The sequence below is a fragment of the Mycobacterium sp. IS-1496 genome (genome assembly GCF_001499995.1).
In the GTDB taxonomy this organism is placed as follows: domain Bacteria; phylum Actinomycetota; class Actinomycetes; order Mycobacteriales; family Mycobacteriaceae; genus Mycobacterium.
The window spans coordinates 1-19,766 of record NZ_LQIU01000036.1; the positions used below are offsets into that span (position 1 = coordinate 1).

Below are 19,766 nucleotides of genomic sequence, written 5' to 3' on the forward strand. Positions count from 1 at the left end.
CGCGTCGGTGGCCAGCGAGTCGGCGTCCCGGTCGGCGTAGTCGCGCACCGCGGCGTTGCCCGCGAACACCACCGACAACAGTTTGACCGCGAGCAGGACGACCGCCAGCGTCAGCGGTGCGCTCCACAGCAGCAGCCGGCGCCGCGTCCGCAGCCGTGCAGGCATCCGCCCCGTTCGTCGACGGATCATGACAGCACGTCCCGCCGCGCCACCCGGCTCTGCCGCAGTTCCCGCACGCTGAGCCAGATCTCACCCAACAACAGACCCGCGGCCAGCAGGCACAGCAGCCAGTACAGCTCGGTGCGCGCCGCGGCGGGGACGGGCTCGGTCGCCGCTCCGGCGTCCTGGCGCGTCTCGAGCGGCGGGAGCTCGCCGCCGGCTCGCCGGTCGACGTAGGGCACGCCGAGGTCGGCGGCGACGCGGCGCAACGTGGCGTCGTCGATCGCACCGTCGGCGGGGTGGCCCAGCACCGCTCCCCCGCTCACGGCATCGGCCGGGACGTCGATGCCGCCCTGCGCGGTGGACGCGCCCGGGGCGCCGGCGCCGGCGTAGACGACGAGATTCTGTGAGCCGGGATACTGCTGGCCGGCCTGGATCAGCTGATAGCGCAGGATGTTTCCGGGCGCGGCCGCGTCAGCGCGGGCCGGGTCACCGGGCGGCAGGGCTGTCAGCGTGTCGACCTCGGGCTGCAGGCTCCACACGTCCTGCGACAGCGGCCACGCGAGAGTGGGGTCCGGCGCGAACGCGATCACCGCGAACCGGGCCTCGGGATACCGTTCGAGCAGCGCGTCGATGTCCGACCGCGCGTCGACGGTGCGGTCGAGCACGACGAAGACGTTGGTGTCCGCGCCGCTCCCGCGATCCCCGGTGTCGCCGGAGCTGGAATCAAGGGCCGGGCGGGTGGTCGCGAGCAGCAGCAGGGTGATCGCGAGAGTCATTGCGCCCCAACGCGCCAGTGCACTCCTGCGGTGCGGCCCGGTGGCGGCGAGGGCCTGGCGTAGTGTCACCAGGCGGGCGCCGACCAGCGCCACCGCGACGACGGCGAAGATCGCGAACGGGACGATCGGGTCGAAGGTCACCGGCGCAACACCACCAGCGTCACGCTCAGCATGGCGGCGACCACCAGCACCACGGCCAGCACTGCCACCGGCGCGTCCTGGGTCTGCCCGGTCACCCGCGTCCCGTCGGCGAGCACCAGCGGGGCGGGCCGACCGTCGATCCGCTCGAGACCGTCGCGCACCGCGGATTCGTCTGCGGCGATGACGAACTGACCGTCGGTTCGTTCGGCGAGTGCGCGCAGCGCCGGATCCTCGGCCGGGGTGATCACGTTGATCTGGGCGCCCGCGGCGTCGGCCAGGTCGGCGACCCGTTGCGCGTCGAAGAGTGCGGGTCGCTGTTCGCCGGGGGCCCGCAGGGTTGTCGGCCCGAGGTAGATCACCGAGCGGCGGTGCGAACTCTTCTGCTCGAAGTCGGGAAAGCCGCTGATACACAACGACAGGACGTCCTCGACACCGGCCGCGTAGTCGGTGTAGGTGACCGGTGCGGCGAACTGGTCGAGGACGGCGCGGTCCGGGTCGGGCGCCGCGGAAGCTTGCGCGAGGTCGTTGAACCGTCCGGCCGCGTACTGGTAGTCGCGGGTGAGCGGTACGACGCGGGTGTTCACCGACGTCAGCCCGATGCGCTCGGTCTCGAAGGCGCCGGCCTGCTCGGCGACCTGACGCAGCAACGCGCCGGTTGTCGGCTCGGTGAGCGGGTCTGCGACACAGAGCATCACGTCTTCGGGATGCGTGCGGGCGAACGTCTCGTCGGCGCCGGTCGGTCGGGCGGCGGCCACCGCGGCCGCGCCGAACAACACCACCAGCAGTACCAGCGTGGCGATCGTCGACACCGACCTCAACCGCGCGGCGCGCGCGTACTCCGGCAGCCGGATCAACCGGGCGATGTTGGCCATCGGCCGGAGACTGCGCCGGTCGGGCGCCAGCGGAAGCCACACGGCCAGCGCGAAACACCCGAGCAGCACGAGCAAGCCGATGACCGCGATCGGCCACCACCTCAGGTCCATGTGCGCACCAGTTCCTCTGCGCGCGCGCCGAGTTGCCCGACGTCGGCGTGCGGGGTGTCGGTGAACCGCGCCTCACTCAGATCGGCGAGCACCGGAGCCGCCGCGCCGACGCTGCTTGCGGCGAGGGCGTCGGTCTGCATGTACTGCGCACGCACACCGGTGGCCTGATGCAGGAAGCTGCGCAGGGTGCGACTGATGGCGGCGCACGCGTCGGCCGCGGTCATCCGTCCCGCCTCGTGGTCGGCGGTGATACCGGCGATCCGGCCGGCGTACCGCCGCCGCAGCAGCCGGGCGTGTGCGGGGCCGACGACGGGACGGCCCCGGAGCCGGTCGGACGGTAGCGTGGCGACGAAAACCACTGCATACCAGGCGATCACGAGAAGCAGCAAGAGGATCGCCGCCCACAGCCACCCCTGCGAGTACGGGGTCGGGCCGATCACATGCCGCAGCAACTCATCCGGCACGGGCGAGCACCTCGTTGAGCGCGACGAGTTCGCGGCGGATGTCCGCGCTGCCGGGCAGGGTGGCGTACGGGATCGCGTGCCGGGTCAGCAGCGCGTCGAGCCGTCGGAGGCGGGCCTTCTCGGCGCGACGGTACGCGGCGATCACGCGTCGCCCGAGTGTGGCGCCGTTGAGGACGACCTTGCCGGTCGACACGTCGTATCCGTCAGCGTCCTCCGGTCCGCCCAACGGTGACAGATCCGACGCCATGAGCCACATGATGTCGTGGCGCGCGGACAGCCTTCCGAGGATCTCGTCGAGGCGCCGGGTGGTGTCCGGTTCGTCGGAGACCACGACGACGAGCCTGCTGTGGCCGTAATGGGTTGCCACGTAATCAAGTTGGCACGCGATGTCGCTCGGTCCGGGATCGGTCAGCGTGTGCTGGTACCAGCGGTGCAGCAGGCTCTCGACGTGGTTCTCGCCGCGGCGCGCGGGCAGGTTGGCCGAACCGCGGGCATCGCCGAGCACCATACCCACCTCGTCGAGGCGGTTCAGGCTGATCAGTCCGATGGCCCCCATCGCGTGGGCGGCGACGTCGCGTTTGCACTCACCGCTGGGCGCCAGCGCGGACATGTTACGGCCGGCGTCGGCGACCAACAGGATCTTGTGGTGCTTCTCGGAGACGAACCGCTTGATCAGCACGCTGCCCGAGCGCGCGGACGCCTTCCAGTCGATGTCGCGCACGTCGTCACCGGGCACGTACGGGCGTAGGTCGTCGAATTCCAGGCTGCGCGTGTGCAACAACGCATACCGTCCGCCGTCGAGCAGTCCGCGGGTGTCCTTGCCGAAGTGCGCGCGGGCCCGGTTCAGGTGCTTGCCCACGGGTTAGGGCACCCGCACGGCCTGCAACACGGCGTCGACGACACGATCGGAGGTGACGTCGGCATTGGCCGCCTCGAAGCCGAGGATCAGCCGGTGACGCAGCACCCGGTGGGTCACCGCCGCGACGTCCTCGGGCAGCACGTGTCCGCGTCCGGCCAGTACCGCACGCGCGCGGGCGGCCTGGCAGAGCGCGATGGTGGCGCGTGGACTGGCGCCGTAGGAGACGAACCGCCCGACCTGCTTCGGCAGGTGCTGCTCGGGGCGGCGCGTCACCTCGACCAGGCGGCTCGCGTACTGCACGAGCACCGGGTCCATGTGGACGCCCCGCACCACGTACTGCGCGCGCCGCACGTCGTCCAGACCGACGACCGGGGCGCTGTGGTGGTCGGTGTCGTAGATCCCCGCGTCGATGCGGGCCATCACCTCGACCTCTTCGTCGACGGTCGGGTAGTCGAGCACGTCTTTGATCATGAACCGGTCCGTCTGCGCCTCCGAGAGCGGATACGTGCCCTCCTGGTCGACCGGGTTCTGGGTGGCCATGACGAGGAACGGCTCCGGCAGCGGATAGACCTGGCCTGCGATGGTGGTCTGACGTTCCTCCATCGCCTCGAGCATCGCGCTCTGCGTCTTGGCGCTCGAGCGGTTGATCTCGTCGAGAAGCACGATGTTGGCGTGCACCGGCCCGAGTTGGGTGACGAACCGGTTGGTGGCCGAATCGTAGATCTGGGTGCCGATGATGTCGCTGGGCAACAGGTCGGGTGTGCACTGGATGCGCTGGAAGGCGCCGTCGATGGCGGCGGCGATGACGCGCGCGGCGGTGGTCTTCGCCAGGCCGGGCACGCTCTCGATGAGGACGTGTCCCCCGGTCAGCAGGCCGATCAGCAACGATTCGCGCAGGTTGCGCTGGCCGACCACCTTGGCGGCGAAGGCCTCGCCGATCGCGCGCACGACGCGCTGCGTTTCGGCCAGGGATTGCTGATCAAGTCGTGTCGGTGCGGCAGTCATATCCGGCGAGGATTACCCCTGGCGCGCGTTCTCACACCTGTGCGCCGAAGCGGCCGGTACGCCGAGGGCGAACACCCGCGAGGGAGCGGGGCTGACCTGGAAGCGTCGGCGGGATGACGACGGTTTCGCTGCGCCGCTCGATCGGCGACCTCACGTTCGACCACGTCCTCGTCAGGGCGGCCGATCTGCCCGGCGGGGCGGGCTCTGCGCCAACGGTGTTGGTGTTCCACGGTATGGAGGGCCGCAGCGAGGCGCAGATCGCGATCGCCGAGCGGTTGACGGAGTGGGGTTGCCAGGCGGTCGCCGTCGACCTGTTCGGTGAGGCCGTGACGGCGGATGGCGCCCAGCGGTGCGTGGAGGAGATGACGACGTTCCTCGGCGATCGGGGCGCGCTGAAGGAGCGGCTCGCGGCGGTGTTCACCTCGTTGACCGACGCGCCGGAGGTGGACCGTGAGCGGGTCGCGGCGATCGGGTTCTGTTTCGGCGGGCTGTGCGTCCTCGACCTGGCCAGGGCCGGACACCCTCTGCGCGCGGTCGTGAGTTTTCACGGGCTGCTGACGCCGCCGGACTGGTCGGCCGACGGGCCGATCCCGGCGCGCATCGCCGTCCACCACGGTTGGGACGATCCGCTGGCGCCGCCGGAGGATGTGGTGGCGCTCGGCCGTGAGCTCACCGCGCGGGGTGCGGACTGGCAGCTGCAGGCGTACGGCGGTGCAATGCACGCCTTCATGGCGCCGTTCGCCGACCAGCCGGAGCGGGGCATCCAGTATCACCCGGTGGTCGCCGAGCGGGCGTGGCGAGCGCTGGGCGTCTTCGTGGGTGAGACGTTCCCGGGCTAGAAGGCGGTCCCCTCGCAGACCAGGTCGCGAGGCATGGTCAGCTCGCTGGGCAACTGCACCGGGAAGCCGGGCACGGTAGGCAAGGTGATCGCGGGCGGCGCGGCAGGTGCCGCCGGTGCGGCCGGGGCTGAGGCGGCCGCGCTGGCGACTTCGGCGGCGTCGACCGGCGGGACGACCGGTGCCGACGCGTGCTCCACAATGTCGGCTGGTGGTGGTGGTGCGGCGTCGACCGGCGGCGGTGGCGGAGGCGGAGGTGCTGCCTCCAACGGCGGCGGTGGTCCGGCCGGCAGTGGCGGAGCCTCGACCGGCGGCGGTGGCGGCGGCGCTTCCACTGGCGGCGGTGGCGGCGGCGCTTCCACTGGCGGCGGTGGCGCGGCTTCCGCCTGCTGGACCACCGGCGTGGCCGGAGCAACCGGAGGCGGCGGCGCAACCGGAGCAGGCGCCGCGACCGGGGCAGGTCCCGCAACGGGGGCAGGTGCCGCAACCGGAACCGGCGGCGCGGCCGGAGCCGGAAGCGCGACAGCGGGCACCGGCGGGACCGGGGGCACCGCCACCGGCGGTGCGGCCGCCAGGGGCACGACGGGCGCTGCGGGTACCGGGGCGGCGGCGCCCGCGGATTCGACGACGACCGCGGCCGGCGCGTCCGCCACCGGAGGGGCAACCTCCGCGACGGGAGCGGCCATCTCCACCGGAGCAGCCATCTCCACCGGAGCGGCCATCTCCGCCGGCGGCGCCGCCATCTCGACCACCGGCGCGCTTTCCGCCGGCGGTGCGGTCTGTTCAGCCAGCGCCGTCGCTGCGCTCGCCAGCGACTCCTCGAAGTCCGGCGGCGACGCGGCCAACTGCTGCACCATCTCCAGACACGGCACCCCCGGGCTGGGCTGAGCGATCGCCGGGGCCGCGACGACGTGGCCGGCCGACATCAGCCCGGCGACGGCCAGCACGCTGGTAGCAAATCGATTCGCGTTCCGCGACAAGGGATCCCCGACCTCTGAGAAGTGATCTTGAGGAAGAACCTAGTGAACGCACGGAATCTACGGAAACGTAGATTACGAGCGGTTACCGAACCGATGCGAACGAGTGGCGTTCCGGTGACCGACGCGACCGGCTCACGATCTCTCCGGCATGGCGAACCGGCCGGCGATCCCGTCGATCAGCCGGTCACAGACCGCGTACATCTCCTCCCGCGCCCGTTCGGCGTCCTCGGCGCGGGAAATGTACAGGGCGGCCTCGTCGAGTGCGCCCAGCACCATGTGCGCGGTGGGCCGCACCGGTTGCGCGGGGATCGCGCCGTCGGCGACGGCCTGTGTCAGCAGCGCCTCGATCACCCCGAGGCCGTAGCGGGCGCCGATCTCGCGCCACCGTTGCCAGCCGAGCACTGCCGGCGCGTTGACCAGTGCGATCTGATGGATGTCGGGCGCAGCGCACCTCTCGAGGAAGAGCCGGGCGCCCGCCCGCATCGCCGCCAACTGGTCCGACGGCTCATGCGCCGTGATGTGGCCGGCGATCTCCGCCATGAGTTCCTGCTCGACCTCTTCGTAGACCGCCTCGAACAACGCGGACTTGTCGGTGAACTGGTGGTACAGCGCGCCTCGCGTCACACCGGCCGCCTCGACGATCGCCTGTGTGGACACGTCCGCGAAAGCCTGTTGCGCGAACAACCGGCGACCCGCCGCGATCAGCCGAGACCGGGTCTCGGCCGTGCGCTGCGCCTGTGTGCGGCGGGCAGGCCGGGTCACTGACGACTCGCCATTGACTTCCATACAGTCTGCACGTAACTTTCGTACTAGGTGTTCGTAAGTGTCACGATGAAGGGTAACCGACATGCCCACCCTCACCCTGCCGACCGCAACCATCGACTACCGCGTCGCCGGCCCGGAGGACTCCACGTTCCCGCCGGTGGTGTTCGTCCACGGCGCACTCGTCGACCACCGGCTGTGGGATCCCGTCGCGGAGATCCTGGCAGCCAAGGGTTTCCGGTGCGTGCTTCCCGACTGGCCGCTCGGGTCGCACCGCATCCCGGTCGAATCCGAACTGTCGCCTGCGAGCGTGGCCGAGATGGTCCGCGACCTCGTCACCACGCTGGGACTGCGTGACGTCACGCTGGTGGGCAACGACACCGGCGGCGCGATCTGCCAACTGGTGGTGGACGCCTACCCGGACGCGGTCGGCCGCCTCGTGCTCACGAATTGCGATGCCTTCGACAAGTTTCCGCCGTTCCCGTTCAACGTGGTCTTCGCGGCGCTGCGCGGGCAGGTGTCGATCAAGGTGCTCACCGAACTGATGCGGGTGCGCGCGCTGCGCCATTCCCCGTTCGGGTACGGGCTGCTGAGCCGGCCGCATCCGGAACTCACCGCGTCGTGGCTGGAACCCTGCAGGACGAACGCGGGTGTGCGGGCGAATCTCGCCACACTGTTGAGACGCATCGCCGCAACGGATCTGACCGAGGTCGCGGCTCGGCTGCCCCGGTTCCACAAACCGGTGCGGCTGGTGTGGGGGATGCGCGACCGCTGCTTCACTCCCGCGCTGGGCCGGCGACTGGCAGCCCAGTTCCCCGACGCGACGATGGTCGAGGTGGCCGACGCGAGCACATTCGTCGCCCTCGATGCGCCGCAAGCGGTGGCCGATGCGGTGACCGCACTGTCGACGCGCGCCACGGACGCCCAGTAGCCGGGCGCCGCGCTTGCCCGATTGCGTAACGGGGCGGCGGCCTGGGACGCGAAAACCCGCCACAGCGTTACGAAGACGCGTGCCGCACCCGACAGCACCGCGAGCGCGCTACCATTTGCGCGTGCAAGGCCGGGGAGAGTGGCGACGGTGACTCCGCGCAACCGCCGCTCGGACGCGTTCGCCAACGTCCACCGCATCGTCGCCGCCGCCCGCGAGGTGTTCGGCCGCGACGGGGACAACGCCACGCTGAGCCAGGTGGCCGAAGCCGCCGGCGTCGCGAATGCCACCCTCTACCGACACTTCCCGAACCGCAGGGCGCTGGCCGCGGCCGTCTACGAGGACATCGTCGTCACCGACATCAAACCCGCGATCCTGGCCCTGGGCCGCGACGCCCCGCGTGCGGCGTTCATCGATGCACTCGCCCACCTCGAGGAGGTCATGTTCCGCCAGCGCCCGCTGCTGACCTCGATCGGCGACCTCGCGGACCTCACCGCCCGGTTGTTCACCCGCGACCGCGAGCAGTTCGACGACATGATCATGCAGGCCCAGGCGACGGGCGCCCTGCGGCCCGACCTCACCTCCGACGACGTGGCGACGTTCGTCGCGATGGTGACCACGGCCTCGGTCGCGATGAACCAGCCCCGCCCGGCGCGGCGGCGCTACCTCAGCCTGATGTTCGATGCTCTCAATCCCGCTGCCACCGAACCGCTTCCACCCGTGACCACGAAGCGCCGCGAACAGCGGCAACCCACCCGCTGATTCAGGCGAACCGCTCGCGTAACCGGCGCAACGTCGCCTCGATGCCCGTCGCGTTGCGCTTCGCGAAACCCGTCCGCTCGTAGTAGCCGACCCGGTCCTTCAGCGCACCCGTGTCGCGGAAGTCGAAGGTCTCCGTCACCCGCGTCCGCGTCGGCGAGATCTCCTCGAACTCGAACCGCCAGTGGTGTCCGAACGGATGCCGCCACTCGACCAGCCGATCCGGATTCAGCGCGGTCACCGTGCTGGTGATCCGGTACGGCACCCCGAACATCCGCATCTTCGTCGAGAACCGCGAGCCGGCAACGAGTTTCGCCGGGGCATCGATGTTCGCGCCCACCGTGCCGGAGCCGTCGAACTCGTGGTGCCGCCGAGGATCCGCGACCACCGCGAACACCTCGGCGACCGGTGCGTCGACCTCGACGGACCTGCTGACCTGACCCGGCCCGTTGTCCACCACGGAAACAGTCATGACACCGCCTTCGCGCTCAGCAGTTCGAGGCTGCGATCCCACAGCCGTTCGGCCACCCCGGCGTCGTCAGCGATCCTGTTCGCCTTGGCCACCTTGTGTTTGTAATAGTACTGCCCGGACTCCCAGTCCACGCCCGGCGTCGCCGACGCCAGCCACACCAGTTCGTCACTGCCCTGTTCGGTCCCGATCAGCGCCACGTGCCGCAGCGGGCTGCGGTAGAGCAACCCGAACATCGGGTTGTTCACCTCGGCGCTGAAGTTCGACGCCACCGGACCGGGATGGAATGCCGCCGTGGAGATTCCGGCCCCGTGGTACCGGCGGTGCAGTTCCCTGGTGAACAGGATGTTCGCCAGTTTCGACGAGCCGTAGGCGATCGACCCGTGCTGGTTCTGTACCGCGTCGAGGTCGTCGAAGTCGACCCGGGCGAACTTGTTGGCCATGCTCGACGTGTTGAGCACCGAGGCACGGCACTCGACGAGCCGGTCGAGCATCAGCGTGGTCAGCAGCAGCGGTGCGAGATGGTTGACCTGGAACGTCTTCTCGAAGCCGTCGACGGTGGTCTCGCGGCTGTTCATCATCCCGCCGGCGTTGTTGGCCAGCACGTCGATCCGCGGGTAGGCATCGAGCAGCCGGTGCGCGAGGTCGCGGACCTGCGCCAGATCGGCGAAGTCGGCGACATACGAATCCACGCCCAGCGCACCGGCGACGGCGGCGGTCTTCTGCGGGGAACGCCCGACCACCACGACGTTCTCACCGCTGCGGCTCAGGCGTTTCGCCGCTGCGGCGCCCACACCGTCACTGGCACCGGTGATAACGATCGTTCTTCCGGCCACGTGCCTGCCCCTCTCGTCGACTCCACGAGGGTAACCCGCGCCGATAATCCCGTCCGGGGCCCGTTGTCGGCGCTACGGTCGTCCCATGGGCATGAAACGCGTTCTGTGCTTCGGTGACTCGCTGACCTGGGGGTGGGTCCCGGTCCAGGACGGGGTGCCCACCGAACGCTATCCGCGCGACGTGCGCTGGACCGGCGTGCTCGCCGACGACCTGGGCGCCGACTACACCGTGATCGAGGAGGGGCTCAGCGCCCGCACCACGACGGCCGACGATCCCAGCGATCCGCGCCTCAACGGCGCGGCCTACCTGCCTGCCTGCCTGGCCAGCCACCTGCCGCTCGACCTCGTCATCCTCATGCTCGGCACCAACGACACGAAGGCCTACCTCAACCGCGAACCGCTGGACATCGCGATGGGGATGGGCATCCTGGTCAACCAGGTGCTCACCGCCGCCGGCGGCGTGGGCACCGTGTATCCCGCGCCGCGCACACTCGTCGTCTCCCCACCGCCGCTGGCGGCGATCCCCCATCCGTGGTTCGACCTGATCTTCGCCGGGGCACAGGAGAAGACCGACGCACTGGCGACTGCATACTCGGCGCTGGCCTCGCACCTGAAGGTCGACTTCTTCGACGCCGGTTCGGCCATCAGCACCGACGGGGTGGATGGCATCCACTTCACCGAGCAGAACAACCGGGACCTCGGGGTGGCGCTGGCCACGAAGGTGCGCACGCTACTCCCGTAGCGCGCGCACCTGTCGTCAGACGCTGCCGACCGGCTCGGGAGCCTTCGGCGGGGGCCCGGCACCTGGCGAAGGCCACGGCGACGGCACCGGCGTATTGCGCACCCGCTGCGGCCACCAGAACCACTTGCCCAGCAGCGCCGCGATCGACGGCGTCATGAAGGCGCGGATGACCAGGGTGTCGAACAACAGGCCCAGACCGATGGTGGTGCCCACCTGGGCGATCACCGTCAGTTCACTGACCGCCATCGAGATCATCGTGAACGCGAACACCAGACCCGCCGCCGTCACCACGGAACCACTGCCACCCATCGCCCGGATGATGCCGGTCCGCAGGCCGGCGCGGATCTCCTCCTTGAGGCGGGAGACCAGCAGCAGGTTGTAGTCCGCACCGACCGCCAGCAGGATGATGACCGACATCGCCATCACCATCCAGTGCAGTTCTATCCCGATGATGTGCTGCCAGATGAGCACCGACAGACCGAACGACGCCCCCAGCGACAACACCACGGTGCCGACGATCACCGCCGACGCGACCACGCTGCGGGTGATGATCAGCATGATGATGAAAATCAAAGCGAGCGAAGCGATTGCGGCGATCAGCAGGTCGTAGGTGTTGCCGTCGTTCATGTCCTTGAACATCGCGGCGCTGCCGCCGAGGTAGATCGTCGACCCCTCCAGCGGGGTGCCCTTGATGGCCTCCTTGGCCGCGGTCTCGATCTTGTCGATCTTGGCGATGCCCTCGGGGGTCAGCGGGTCCCCGTCATGGCTGATGATGAACCGCACCGACTTGCCGTCCGGCGAGATGAACTGCTCCATACCGCGTTTGAAGTCGGCGTTCTCGAAGACCTCGGGCGGAAGATAGAACGAGTCGTCGTTCATCGACGCGTCGAACGCCTCGCCCATGACGGTCGTGTCGCCCTGCATCTCGGACGCCTGATCCTGCATTCCCTTCTGCGTGGAATACATGTTCAGCATCATGACCTTCATGGTCTTCATCGTCTGGATCATCTTCGGCATCAGCGCGACCATCTGCGGCATCAGCGCATCGAGCCGTTCCATGTCGGGGATGATCGCCTGGATGTCGTCGGTCATCACGTTGATGCCGTCGAGGGTGTCGAACACCGACCGGATCGCGAAGCAGACCGGGATGTTGTAGCAGTGCGGTTCCCAGTAGAAGTAGTTGCGGATCGGCCGGAAAAAATCGTCGAAATTGGCGATGTGGTCCCGCAATTCGGCCACGTCGACGGTCATGTCCTTCATCTTGGCGACCATGTTGTGGGTGACGTCGGCCATCTGCACGGTGATGCCCTGCATCGTCTCCATGTTGTCGATGGTCGTCTGCATGTCCTCGGCCTGTTTGAGCATCTGGGCCGTGAGGTCCTCGTTGTACTTCTCGGTCAGCTTCTGCTGAGTGCCCTGCATACCGATCATGAACGGGATCGACGTATTCGAGATGGGCTTGCCGTCCGGACGGGTGATGGACTGCACCCGCGAGATGCCCTCGACCCCGAAGATCGCCTTGGAGATCTTGTTGATCACCAGGAAGTCCGCGGAGTTGCGCAGATCGTGGTCGCTCTCGACCATCAGCAGCTCGGGGTTCATCCGGGCGTTGGAGAAGTGCCGGTCCGCCGCCGCGTAACCCTCGTTGGCCGGAAGGTCGGCGGGCAGGTAGTTGCGGTCGTTGTAGTTCGTCCGGTAGCCCGGCAGCGTGAGCAGGCCGATCAGCGACAGCGCGATGGTGGCGATCAGGATCGGTCCGGGCCAGCGCACGGTCGCGGCGCCGATCTTGCGCCAGCCGCGGACACGCATCGCACGCTTGGGCTCGAGCAGCCCGAACTTGCTCGCGACGGTGATCACCGCCGAGCCCAGCGTCAGCGACGTGAGCACCACGACGACCATGCCGATCGCCAGCGGAACGCCCAGGGTCTGGAAGTACGGCAGCCGGGTGAAGCTGAGGCAGAACGTGGCCCCGGCGATGGTCAGACCCGAGCCGACCACGACGTGCGCGGTGCCGTGGAACATCGTGTAAAACGCGGTCTCTTTGTCCTCACCGAGACTGCGGGCTTCCTGATATCGGCCGATGAGGAAGATCGCGTAGTCGGTGGCCGCCGCGATCGCCAGTGTCACAAGGAGGTTCGTGGCGAATGTCGAGAGTCCGATGATCTCGTGGTAGCCGAGGAACGACACCACCCCGCGGGCGGCCGCCAGCGACAGCACCACGGTGATGAGCATCAGGATCACTGTGACGATCGACCGGTAGACGAGCAGCAGCATCACGATGATCACCGTGAACGTGACCGCCTCGATCAGCCGCATACTGCGGTCGCCTGCGATGTGCTGATCAGCGGCCAGGGCCGCGGGACCGGTCACGAAGGCCTTGACGCCCGGCGGAGGCTCGAGGCTTCCGACGATGGTCTGAACCGCTTCCACCGATTCGTTAGCCAGCGCCTCGCCCTGGTTACCGGCCAGCTTCACCTGGACGTAGGCGGCCTTGCCGTCGTTGCTCTGCGATCCGGAGGCGGTCATCGGATCGCTCCAGAAGTCCTGCACCGACTGGACGTGCCTGGTGTCGGCTTCCAACCGGTCGATCATCTGGTCGTAGAACGCGTGCGCCTCGTCCCCGAGCGGCTCCTGACCCTCGAGCACGATCATGACGTTGCTGTCGGAGTCGCCCTCTTCGAAGACCTCCCCGACCCGCTGCATCGAGATCATCGCCGGGGCGTCGTGCGGGCTCATCGACACCGCACGCATCTGCCCGACCTCTTCGAGCTGGGGCACGATCACGTTGAGGACCGCGATGATCGCGATCCAGCCGAGGATGATCGGCACGGCGAGCGTGCGGATCATCCGGGGAAGGAGAGGCCGGCGGTGGGGCTTCGCCGGCGGGAACGCATCGGTTGGCGCGCCGGTCGTGGGCGCGCTCATGCGGACTTCACGAAGCAGTAGGTCAGCGCGTTCACGCCGGTTGCGGTCCTCTCGTCTTTCACCTCATCGTCGACGATGATTCGACAGGTGATGGAATCGCCGTCGCCCTGCGCGACGATGTTGGGTGCGGCGGAGGCCTCCGTCGTCTGCAGGGTGAGCTCCCAGGGGAGTGCTGTGCTGTCGAGTCGCTGCGGTTTGGAGTCGAGGTCGAGGTAGTTGATGTTGGCGTAGCTGCCGCTACCGGTGATCTCGTATCGGACCACCTTGGGGTCGAACGGTTCGGGATCGTCGGCGAACACCCTGGGGGTGACCGTGACGCCTTCCGATCCGAAGAAGCCCCGGATGCGGTGCACGGTGAATCCCGCGATCAGCACCACGACCACGATGAGCAGTGGTATCCACGCCTTCTTGGCGACACTCAACATTTCGTTATTTCCCCGACAGTCGCTGGCTCGTTGTCACGCTCGACCGGCCACACGGAACAAGGTCGCGCCACTCGGCGCGGCGGTATCCTCTCGCAGAGGAGCGACGGATCCAACACCGCGACCCAATCCACGCGCCCAACATGACCGGGTCGAGACCCTGTCACTGCAGCTCACACCCACTGCGGGCACGTCGGTTCCTCCTTGACTCCGCTAAAAACTTAGCCAGTATAAACAGGAACCTTAGTGTATTTAAATGCCGCTCGCAGCAGCCCCTCAGCAGCGGAGACCGCGATCACGAAGGCCAGTTGCCAGTGACCCGGGTCACAGTCGTGGTGTGACGCTTAGCTTGGCTAGCGGTACCATCCCCGACATGAAGGCATCCAGGCTCGCTGCGGTTGTCGCCGCCACGGTCACCCTGGCCATGTCGGTCGCCGGCCCCGCCCATGCCGAGCCCGAGCCGTCACCGCCGCCCGCCCCGCCGGCGCCCGCGTCGACGATCGACAAGGACGGCACCTACACGGTGGGCGTCGACATCCTGCCGGGCACCTACACATCCGGGGGTCCCGCCGCCGATTCGGCGTGCTACTGGAAACGGGTCGGCGCCGATGACGAGCTGCTCGACAACGCGCTGACCAAGAAGTCGGCATCCGTGCGTATCGAACCGACCGACGCGAGCTTCACCACCAACGACTGTCAGACCTGGCAGCTCAGCGCCTGCGGGACCGCGTGCCCGCCGCCGCCACCGGGGCCGGGCCCGCTCGAGATGCTGGGTCAGTTGGGAGGCCTGTTCGGCCCGGGCCGGGCCAAAGGGCCGACGCCCTGATCCTGTTGGGGAGCCACCGCCTCAGGCGGCGAGCATGAACGACAGGAAGAACCCGCCCGCCGTCGCGAACGCGTTGAGGGGCCGGCCGTGCTCGAACGCCTCCGGCATCAGGGTGTCGGCCAGCGAGGCGAGCACGGCGCCGCCCGCGAACGCCAGCGCCACGGCCAGCACCTCCTCGCTGAGCGTTCCTGCCGTCGCCCGTCCGAGCACCACGGCCACGGCCAGCAGGACCGCACAGGCGAGCCAGGTGAGAACCACTGTGCGCCCGGACATCCCGGAATTGCGCATCGCCACCGCGCCGACGAGGGATTCGGGCAGGTTCGAGAAGAAGATGGCGGCCAGAAGGGACAGCGATGCCCCGCCCACCAGCGACACTCCGAGCGCCACGTTCTCCGGGACACCGTCGAGCGTGACGGCGGCCAGCAGCGCGAGACCGACACCGCGCCGCGCACCCGATGACGCGACCTCGCGGACGTCGGGTCCCGCCTTGCCGCTGACGTAGCGGTCCAGGAGGGTGTCGGCGGTGACGAAAGCCGCTGCGCCCGCGAGCAATCCGAGGCCCGCGTGCCATCCGCCCGCCATCGCGAAGGCCTCTTCGAACAGTTCGAAGGTCAGTGCCGAGATCAGCGCGCCGCTGGCGAAGGCGAGCAACACACCGGTGACCCGTTTCGGCGGGCTCCACCGCGCCCCGGCCGCAGCGCCGAAGACCAGCGCGCTCGACGCCGCGACGCCGAAGTAGACCGCGGTCAACACGGCGGCAGGGGATCAGGTGGTGGCCGGCACGACCTGCGCCGTGGCCATCTCCTGGCGTTGCCGTTCGCGCGCCTGGGCACTGAAGCACAGGATGCTGGCCCCGAAGCTCACCAGCGCCACCGCACCGGCGATCGCCGCGGCCCCCAGATCCGACATACCGACGCTGGCGAGGCATACCGCGAGCGCGATCACGGCGGTGAAGTTCAAGAACAACGCGGTGGTGGCAATCGCCTCGGTCGTCGCGTCGGCGGGGGCTGGCACACGCTCGGCCATCGGGGTCTCCTCGGTCGTACTGCGTTGAGCTGCAGGTGTTGAGCTCTTTGTTACCCGCGCGGCAACGGCTCAAACGGCGTCTACGGACCGGGAGACGACGACGGCCCGCCGCCGCGACACTCAGTCGCGATGACGGGCCGTCGGTGCGCGTTCGGGTCAGCCGGCCATGAACTGGTCGTAGGCCGACGCGAGCTCGGGCGACAGCACAGTGACATTGCACTGCCGCTGGGTGTCGCCGATCGGGGCCAGGATCCCGCGCAGTTCGTGGTACTCCTGCGGGTTGGCGGTGAAGTAACCGCGGATGTCGGCCTCCGCCTGCGGGCGGGGCTGGCTCATCGCCGCGGTCACCACCTGGTTGGCACCCGGATGGTCGGCCAGGTACTGGCGCGCCGAGCCGGTCACGCTGCTGACGGTGTTCGCGACACCGCTGGCCGAGCAGTCGACCGCGGCCGAGGCCGTGGGCGCCGCGATGGTTGCTGCGGCAACTCCGCCGAACAGGCAACCGGCGAACACACCGGCGATCCCCCGGCGAGCGGCATTACCACTGAATTTCATGATCACTTCCTCTTCGGATCTCCGATTACGGTGCGCTGTCGTCAGCGCTCTCCCCGCCCGGAATCGAAAGTACCCGAGCGCAAAGCGTGCCATTCGGGGGTAATTCGCCGTGGCGAAGCGGGTCCGTCGGCGTTACGCGATTCGGCTGTGATCTAGCCCTCATTATCGGGGTTATGCTGCAGTTTCGGCGTCCGGGAAATGTCGCTTTCTCAGTGTTTGCGGCTGTTTCTTAAATGATCGTGATTTACAGCGATATCGAATTGTTATAAGGCGAACGGGGGTTGAGCGCGGTCAGACGATGACCTACGTCACATCGCGACGGATATGGGTTACGCGGTTCTCGCAGCGGCAACCCAACTCGTGGTGCACCCGAGCGCCGACAACGAACAAGTCAACGCAAATGGGAGCGAAGAAACGTGACGAATGCAGATACCACCAAGTTGCTCGCGCAACTGCGGGCGATCCTGGACCTGACCAACACCGAGATCCAGGTCGCCGAGACCCGGGTCGCCCAGGCCCGCACTGAAGCGGTCCGCAGGGAGTTGGAGCAGAACGCCTCAAACGGCCGTGAGCGCGCCGAGGCGATCGAGGGCGCGATCCGCGACCTCGGTGGCTACCCCGATGTGATCGGCCCCTTCCTGGGCCGTGCGGCGGCGGCCGTGAAGGCGCTGACCGAACAGGCTGAGCCGTTCGACGAGGCCCTGCTGGGTGACCTCGCGCTCGAGGATCAGCTCCTCGACCGGTCGCGCTACCTCAAGGCGCTGGCCGTGTCCGCCAAGGAGCAGGACGTGCAGGCCCTGGCCGACCGCTTGATCACCGCGCACTCCGCGACGGTCGACTGGCTGACCACGGTGCTGGCCGAGGACGCCCTCGGCGGCCCGGCTGCCCTGCGCCGTACCCCGCTGCAGGCCGCCGCAGGCGTGGCGGTCCGGACCGTCAACCTGCCGCTGACCTGGACCACCCGCGGTGTGGACCGCACCGTCGAGGCGCTGCGCAACACCGGACCGGCGTTCAATGAGCTGGTCAGCCGTGGCGCCCGCGTCAGCGAGGTCGCAGGCAAGGCGCTGGGCGCGTCCCGCGATGCGGCGCTGGCCGCGGCGGAGAAGGTGACCCGCGATGAGGGCGCCGGCCAGGCCGCCGACGCCCTGCACTCGGTCCGCGACGGTGCCGGCGTGCTGGACGCGTCGGAGCTGCCGATCAACGGCTACGACGAGCTGACCGTCACCGAGGCCGTCGCCGAGGTGAAGGACCTCACCGACCCGTCCGACATCCGGACGATCGTCGCGTGGGAGGAAGCGCACAAGAACCGCTCGCGCGTCGTGTCCGCCGCTCAGACGCGGCTCGCCGCGATCGCGCAGGAGGTCGTCGGCATCAGCTGACGCACCCCCCATAACGACCGAAACCCCGCAGCCCGGCTGCGGGGTTTCGTCGTGCTGACGGCGTCCTCAGCCCGCAGTGCGCTCGCGTGTGGTGGCGACGCGGGCCAGCGCGTAGAGGACGGCGCCGACGGCCAGCATGATCGCGGCGAACAGCCACACCTTGGCGGTCTGCTGGGTCATCAGCAGGACGCACGACGCCACGCCCAGCACCGGCACCGCGGTCCACACGCGGAAGTGGTCGTGCTCGACGTGGTCGCGGCGCAGCACGAGCACGGCCACGTTGGTCGAGATGAACACCACCAACAGCAGCAGCACCACGGTCTCGGCCAGCGTCGACAGCTCCCCGACGAGCGTGAGGCACATGGCCACCACGGTCGTCGCGACGATCGCCACCCACGGCGTCCGGCGCTCCGGCAGCACCCGGCTCAGCACCGACGGGAGGAGCCCGTGTTCGGCCATTCCGTAGGTCAGCCGGCTGGACATGATCATCGTCAACAGTGCGCCGTTGGCCACGGCGACGAGGGCAATGGCGCTGAACAACCAGTCCGGCACGCCGACCCCGGTCGCCGACACCACATCGAGTAGCGGCCCCGAGGATTCGGAGAGTTCGCCGGCGGGCAGTGCGATCGCGCTGGCGATCCCGACCAGCGCGTAGACCACACCCGCGGTGATCAGCGCGCCGAATAGCGCTGTCGGATACACCTTGCTCGGGTTGCGGATCTCCTCGGCGACATTCGCCGAGGTCTCGAACCCGACGAACGAGTAGTAGGCCACGATGGCGCCGGCCAGGATCGCCAGGGCGGGTGTGGCGCCGTCGGGCAACTCGGCGATCCGGCCGACCTCACCACGGCCGCCGCCGACCATCATCGCCACCGCGACGATCACGATGAGCAGACCGCTCAATTCGATGACGGTCATCACGACGTTGCTCTTGACCGATTCGTTGATACCGCGCGCGTTCAGTGCCGCCACGAGGGCGAGGAACACGATCGCGGCGGGTATCGCCGGCACGTCGAGGAAGGTCGACAGGTAGTCGCCGGCGAAGGCCAGCGACAGCCCGGCGGCGCTGGTGACACCGGCCGCCAACATGCTGAAGCCCACGAGGAAGGACACCACCGGCCGTTTGAACGCCCGCTCGGCGAACACGGCGGCCCCGCCCGCCTTCGGATACTTGGTGACCAGTTCGGCGTAGGAGCCGGCCGTGAGCAGCGCCAGCAGCAGCGCCACCAGCAGCGGCGCCCACAGCACGCCGCCGACATCCTGCGCCAGCACCCCCATCAGGGCGTAGATGCCCGCACCCAGCACGTCGCCGAGGATGAACAGGAACAGCAGGGGCCCGGTGATCTTGCGCTTGAGCTTGTCGGTGGCCGCGGGCTCGCCACGTACCTGTTCGGTCGCTTCCGAAGACATCCGTACCTCCCACAGATGCGCCGAAAGCGACTCTTCCGGCGACGGTGCGATAGCAGGTACCCAGGTCGGTGCCTCGGCAAGCCTGGTCGTTCCAGGTCAGCGGTGGGTTCGCCCGGTAGGTCAGTATTCGACGCGGAACCCGCCGATGAGCCGCAGGACGTTGCCGTCGGGATCGGTCAGCGTCGCCAGCCGCACACCCTTGGCCGCGTCGGCGATCGGCTCGGCCTCGATGCCGCGGGCGCCGACCTCGGCGAGGTGGGCCTCCAGATCGTCGACGGCGAAGTTGAGCAGGCCCGATCCGGCGCGGTCGGGGTCCGCGAAGACCTGCACCCAACTTCCCGGCCTGACCTGCCACTCCATCAGCGTCGGCATCGGATCGTTGTCGGCCGCCCGCCCGAACAGCGACGTGTACCAGCGGCGGCTCTCGTCGATGTCGGACACCGGCACGACCGCCAGCAGATGGTCGATGGTCATCGTGTCTCCTTCCGTCGTCTCCAGATGACGACTCCCCGACAGGCGCC

Annotated in this window: 22 protein-coding genes and 1 pseudogene; 6 read left to right on the plus strand and 17 right to left on the minus strand. The window is 68.8% G+C overall.

Going from position 1 to position 19,766, the window contains the following annotated elements:
• The 6 genes and pseudogenes from AU195_RS25300 to AU195_RS18355 all read right to left on the minus strand — a co-directional run.
• Positions 1-189: pseudogene (locus AU195_RS25300) on the minus strand (hypothetical protein); the annotation flags it as partial.
• Positions 186-1,079: a hypothetical protein gene (locus tag AU195_RS18335; RefSeq protein WP_059160488.1), complete on the minus strand. Its 894-nt coding sequence runs from the start codon at positions 1,077-1,079 to the stop codon at positions 186-188. The gene AU195_RS18335 and the pseudogene AU195_RS25300, both read right to left, overlap by 4 nt.
• The gene (locus AU195_RS18340; protein ID WP_059160489.1) at positions 1,076-2,062 is read right to left on the minus strand and encodes a vWA domain-containing protein; all 987 of its coding nucleotides are present in this window, start codon (positions 2,060-2,062) and stop codon (positions 1,076-1,078) included. Before AU195_RS18340 ends, AU195_RS18335 begins: the two co-directional genes overlap by 4 nt.
• Complete coding sequence (locus AU195_RS18345; RefSeq protein ID WP_059160490.1) at positions 2,053-2,526, minus strand: hypothetical protein; 474 nt, start codon at positions 2,524-2,526, stop codon at positions 2,053-2,055. Before AU195_RS18345 ends, AU195_RS18340 begins: the two co-directional genes overlap by 10 nt.
• On the minus strand, positions 2,516-3,385 hold the full coding sequence (locus AU195_RS18350; protein WP_059160491.1) for a DUF58 domain-containing protein: 870 nt from the start codon (positions 3,383-3,385) through the stop codon (positions 2,516-2,518). Before AU195_RS18350 ends, AU195_RS18345 begins: the two co-directional genes overlap by 11 nt.
• 3 nt (positions 3,386-3,388) lie before the next feature.
• The gene (locus AU195_RS18355; protein ID WP_059160492.1) at positions 3,389-4,390 is read right to left on the minus strand and encodes an AAA family ATPase; all 1,002 of its coding nucleotides are present in this window, start codon (positions 4,388-4,390) and stop codon (positions 3,389-3,391) included.
• 113 nt (positions 4,391-4,503) lie between these two features.
• On the opposite strand from AU195_RS18355, the gene AU195_RS18360 reads away from it, so the two are divergent.
• Complete coding sequence (locus AU195_RS18360; RefSeq protein WP_059160493.1) at positions 4,504-5,229, plus strand: dienelactone hydrolase family protein; 726 nt, start codon at positions 4,504-4,506, stop codon at positions 5,227-5,229.
• Here the strand turns inward: AU195_RS18360 and AU195_RS25780 are convergent.
• Positions 5,226-6,173, minus strand: coding sequence for a hypothetical protein (locus AU195_RS25780; protein WP_286149329.1), 948 nt, complete (start codon positions 6,171-6,173; stop codon positions 5,226-5,228). The two genes, AU195_RS18360 and AU195_RS25780, sit on opposite strands and share 4 nt — an antisense overlap.
• A gap of 165 nt (positions 6,174-6,338) precedes the next feature.
• The gene (locus tag AU195_RS18370; RefSeq protein WP_059160495.1) at positions 6,339-6,992 is read right to left on the minus strand and encodes a TetR/AcrR family transcriptional regulator; all 654 of its coding nucleotides are present in this window, start codon (positions 6,990-6,992) and stop codon (positions 6,339-6,341) included.
• 61 nt (positions 6,993-7,053) lie between these two features.
• Between AU195_RS18370 and AU195_RS18375 the strand changes: the two genes are divergently transcribed.
• Both AU195_RS18375 and AU195_RS18380 read left to right on the plus strand, forming a co-directional pair.
• Complete coding sequence (locus AU195_RS18375) at positions 7,054-7,899, plus strand: alpha/beta fold hydrolase (protein ID WP_059160496.1); 846 nt, start codon at positions 7,054-7,056, stop codon at positions 7,897-7,899.
• 147 nt (positions 7,900-8,046) lie between these two features.
• Positions 8,047-8,658: a TetR/AcrR family transcriptional regulator gene (locus AU195_RS18380; RefSeq protein WP_059160497.1), complete on the plus strand. Its 612-nt coding sequence runs from the start codon at positions 8,047-8,049 to the stop codon at positions 8,656-8,658.
• Between the two features lies 1 nt (position 8,659).
• Here AU195_RS18380 and AU195_RS18385 read toward each other — a convergent pair whose 3' ends face one another.
• Both AU195_RS18385 and AU195_RS18390 read right to left on the minus strand, forming a co-directional pair.
• A complete protein-coding gene (locus AU195_RS18385) occupies positions 8,660-9,127 on the minus strand; it encodes an SRPBCC family protein (RefSeq protein WP_059160498.1) in 468 nt (155 codons plus the stop codon).
• Positions 9,124-9,960 carry an SDR family NAD(P)-dependent oxidoreductase gene (locus tag AU195_RS18390; protein WP_059160499.1) on the minus strand — a complete coding sequence of 279 codons (837 nt, stop codon included), beginning with the start codon at positions 9,958-9,960 and terminating at the stop codon, positions 9,124-9,126. Before AU195_RS18390 ends, AU195_RS18385 begins: the two co-directional genes overlap by 4 nt.
• Positions 9,961-10,045: 85 nt before the next feature.
• Between AU195_RS18390 and AU195_RS18395 the strand changes: the two genes are divergently transcribed.
• Positions 10,046-10,702 (plus strand): SGNH/GDSL hydrolase family protein, encoded by a 657-nt coding sequence (locus AU195_RS18395; protein ID WP_059160500.1) that lies wholly within the window; start codon positions 10,046-10,048, stop codon positions 10,700-10,702.
• A gap of 15 nt (positions 10,703-10,717) precedes the next feature.
• Here AU195_RS18395 and AU195_RS18400 read toward each other — a convergent pair whose 3' ends face one another.
• Positions 10,718-13,627: an MMPL/RND family transporter gene (locus AU195_RS18400; protein WP_059160501.1), complete on the minus strand. Its 2,910-nt coding sequence runs from the start codon at positions 13,625-13,627 to the stop codon at positions 10,718-10,720.
• Positions 13,624-14,052 (minus strand): MmpS family transport accessory protein, encoded by a 429-nt coding sequence (locus AU195_RS18405; RefSeq protein WP_059160502.1) that lies wholly within the window; start codon positions 14,050-14,052, stop codon positions 13,624-13,626. The genes AU195_RS18400 and AU195_RS18405 overlap by 4 nt, the downstream gene beginning before the upstream one ends.
• Positions 14,053-14,422: 370 nt before the next feature.
• On the opposite strand from AU195_RS18405, the gene AU195_RS18410 reads away from it, so the two are divergent.
• A complete protein-coding gene (locus tag AU195_RS18410) occupies positions 14,423-14,875 on the plus strand; it encodes an Rv1352/Rv1906c domain-containing protein (protein ID WP_059160503.1) in 453 nt (150 codons plus the stop codon).
• A 21-nt stretch (positions 14,876-14,896) separates the two neighbouring features.
• On the opposite strand, the gene AU195_RS18415 is transcribed toward AU195_RS18410, so the two are convergent.
• The 3 genes from AU195_RS18415 to AU195_RS18425 form a co-directional block, all read right to left on the minus strand.
• Positions 14,897-15,628: a ZIP family metal transporter gene (locus AU195_RS18415; protein ID WP_059160504.1), complete on the minus strand. Its 732-nt coding sequence runs from the start codon at positions 15,626-15,628 to the stop codon at positions 14,897-14,899.
• Between the two features lie 12 nt (positions 15,629-15,640).
• Positions 15,641-15,901, minus strand: coding sequence for a hypothetical protein (locus AU195_RS18420; protein WP_059160505.1), 261 nt, complete (start codon positions 15,899-15,901; stop codon positions 15,641-15,643).
• Positions 15,902-16,057: 156 nt separating this feature from the next.
• Positions 16,058-16,456, minus strand: a complete 399-nt coding sequence (locus AU195_RS18425) for a heme-binding protein (protein ID WP_059160522.1) — start codon at positions 16,454-16,456, stop codon at positions 16,058-16,060.
• Positions 16,457-16,872: 416 nt separating this feature from the next.
• Here AU195_RS18425 and AU195_RS18430 point away from each other — a divergent pair, with 416 nt between their 5' ends.
• A complete protein-coding gene (locus AU195_RS18430; protein ID WP_059160506.1) occupies positions 16,873-17,835 on the plus strand; it encodes a hypothetical protein in 963 nt (320 codons plus the stop codon).
• A gap of 66 nt (positions 17,836-17,901) precedes the next feature.
• On the opposite strand, the gene AU195_RS18435 is transcribed toward AU195_RS18430, so the two are convergent.
• Together AU195_RS18435 and AU195_RS18440 are read right to left on the minus strand one after the other, a co-directional pair.
• Positions 17,902-19,245: an APC family permease gene (locus AU195_RS18435; RefSeq protein WP_059160507.1), complete on the minus strand. Its 1,344-nt coding sequence runs from the start codon at positions 19,243-19,245 to the stop codon at positions 17,902-17,904.
• A gap of 120 nt (positions 19,246-19,365) precedes the next feature.
• Positions 19,366-19,719 carry a VOC family protein gene (locus AU195_RS18440; protein WP_059160508.1) on the minus strand — a complete coding sequence of 118 codons (354 nt, stop codon included), beginning with the start codon at positions 19,717-19,719 and terminating at the stop codon, positions 19,366-19,368.
• Between the last annotated feature and the right edge of the window lie 47 nt (positions 19,720-19,766).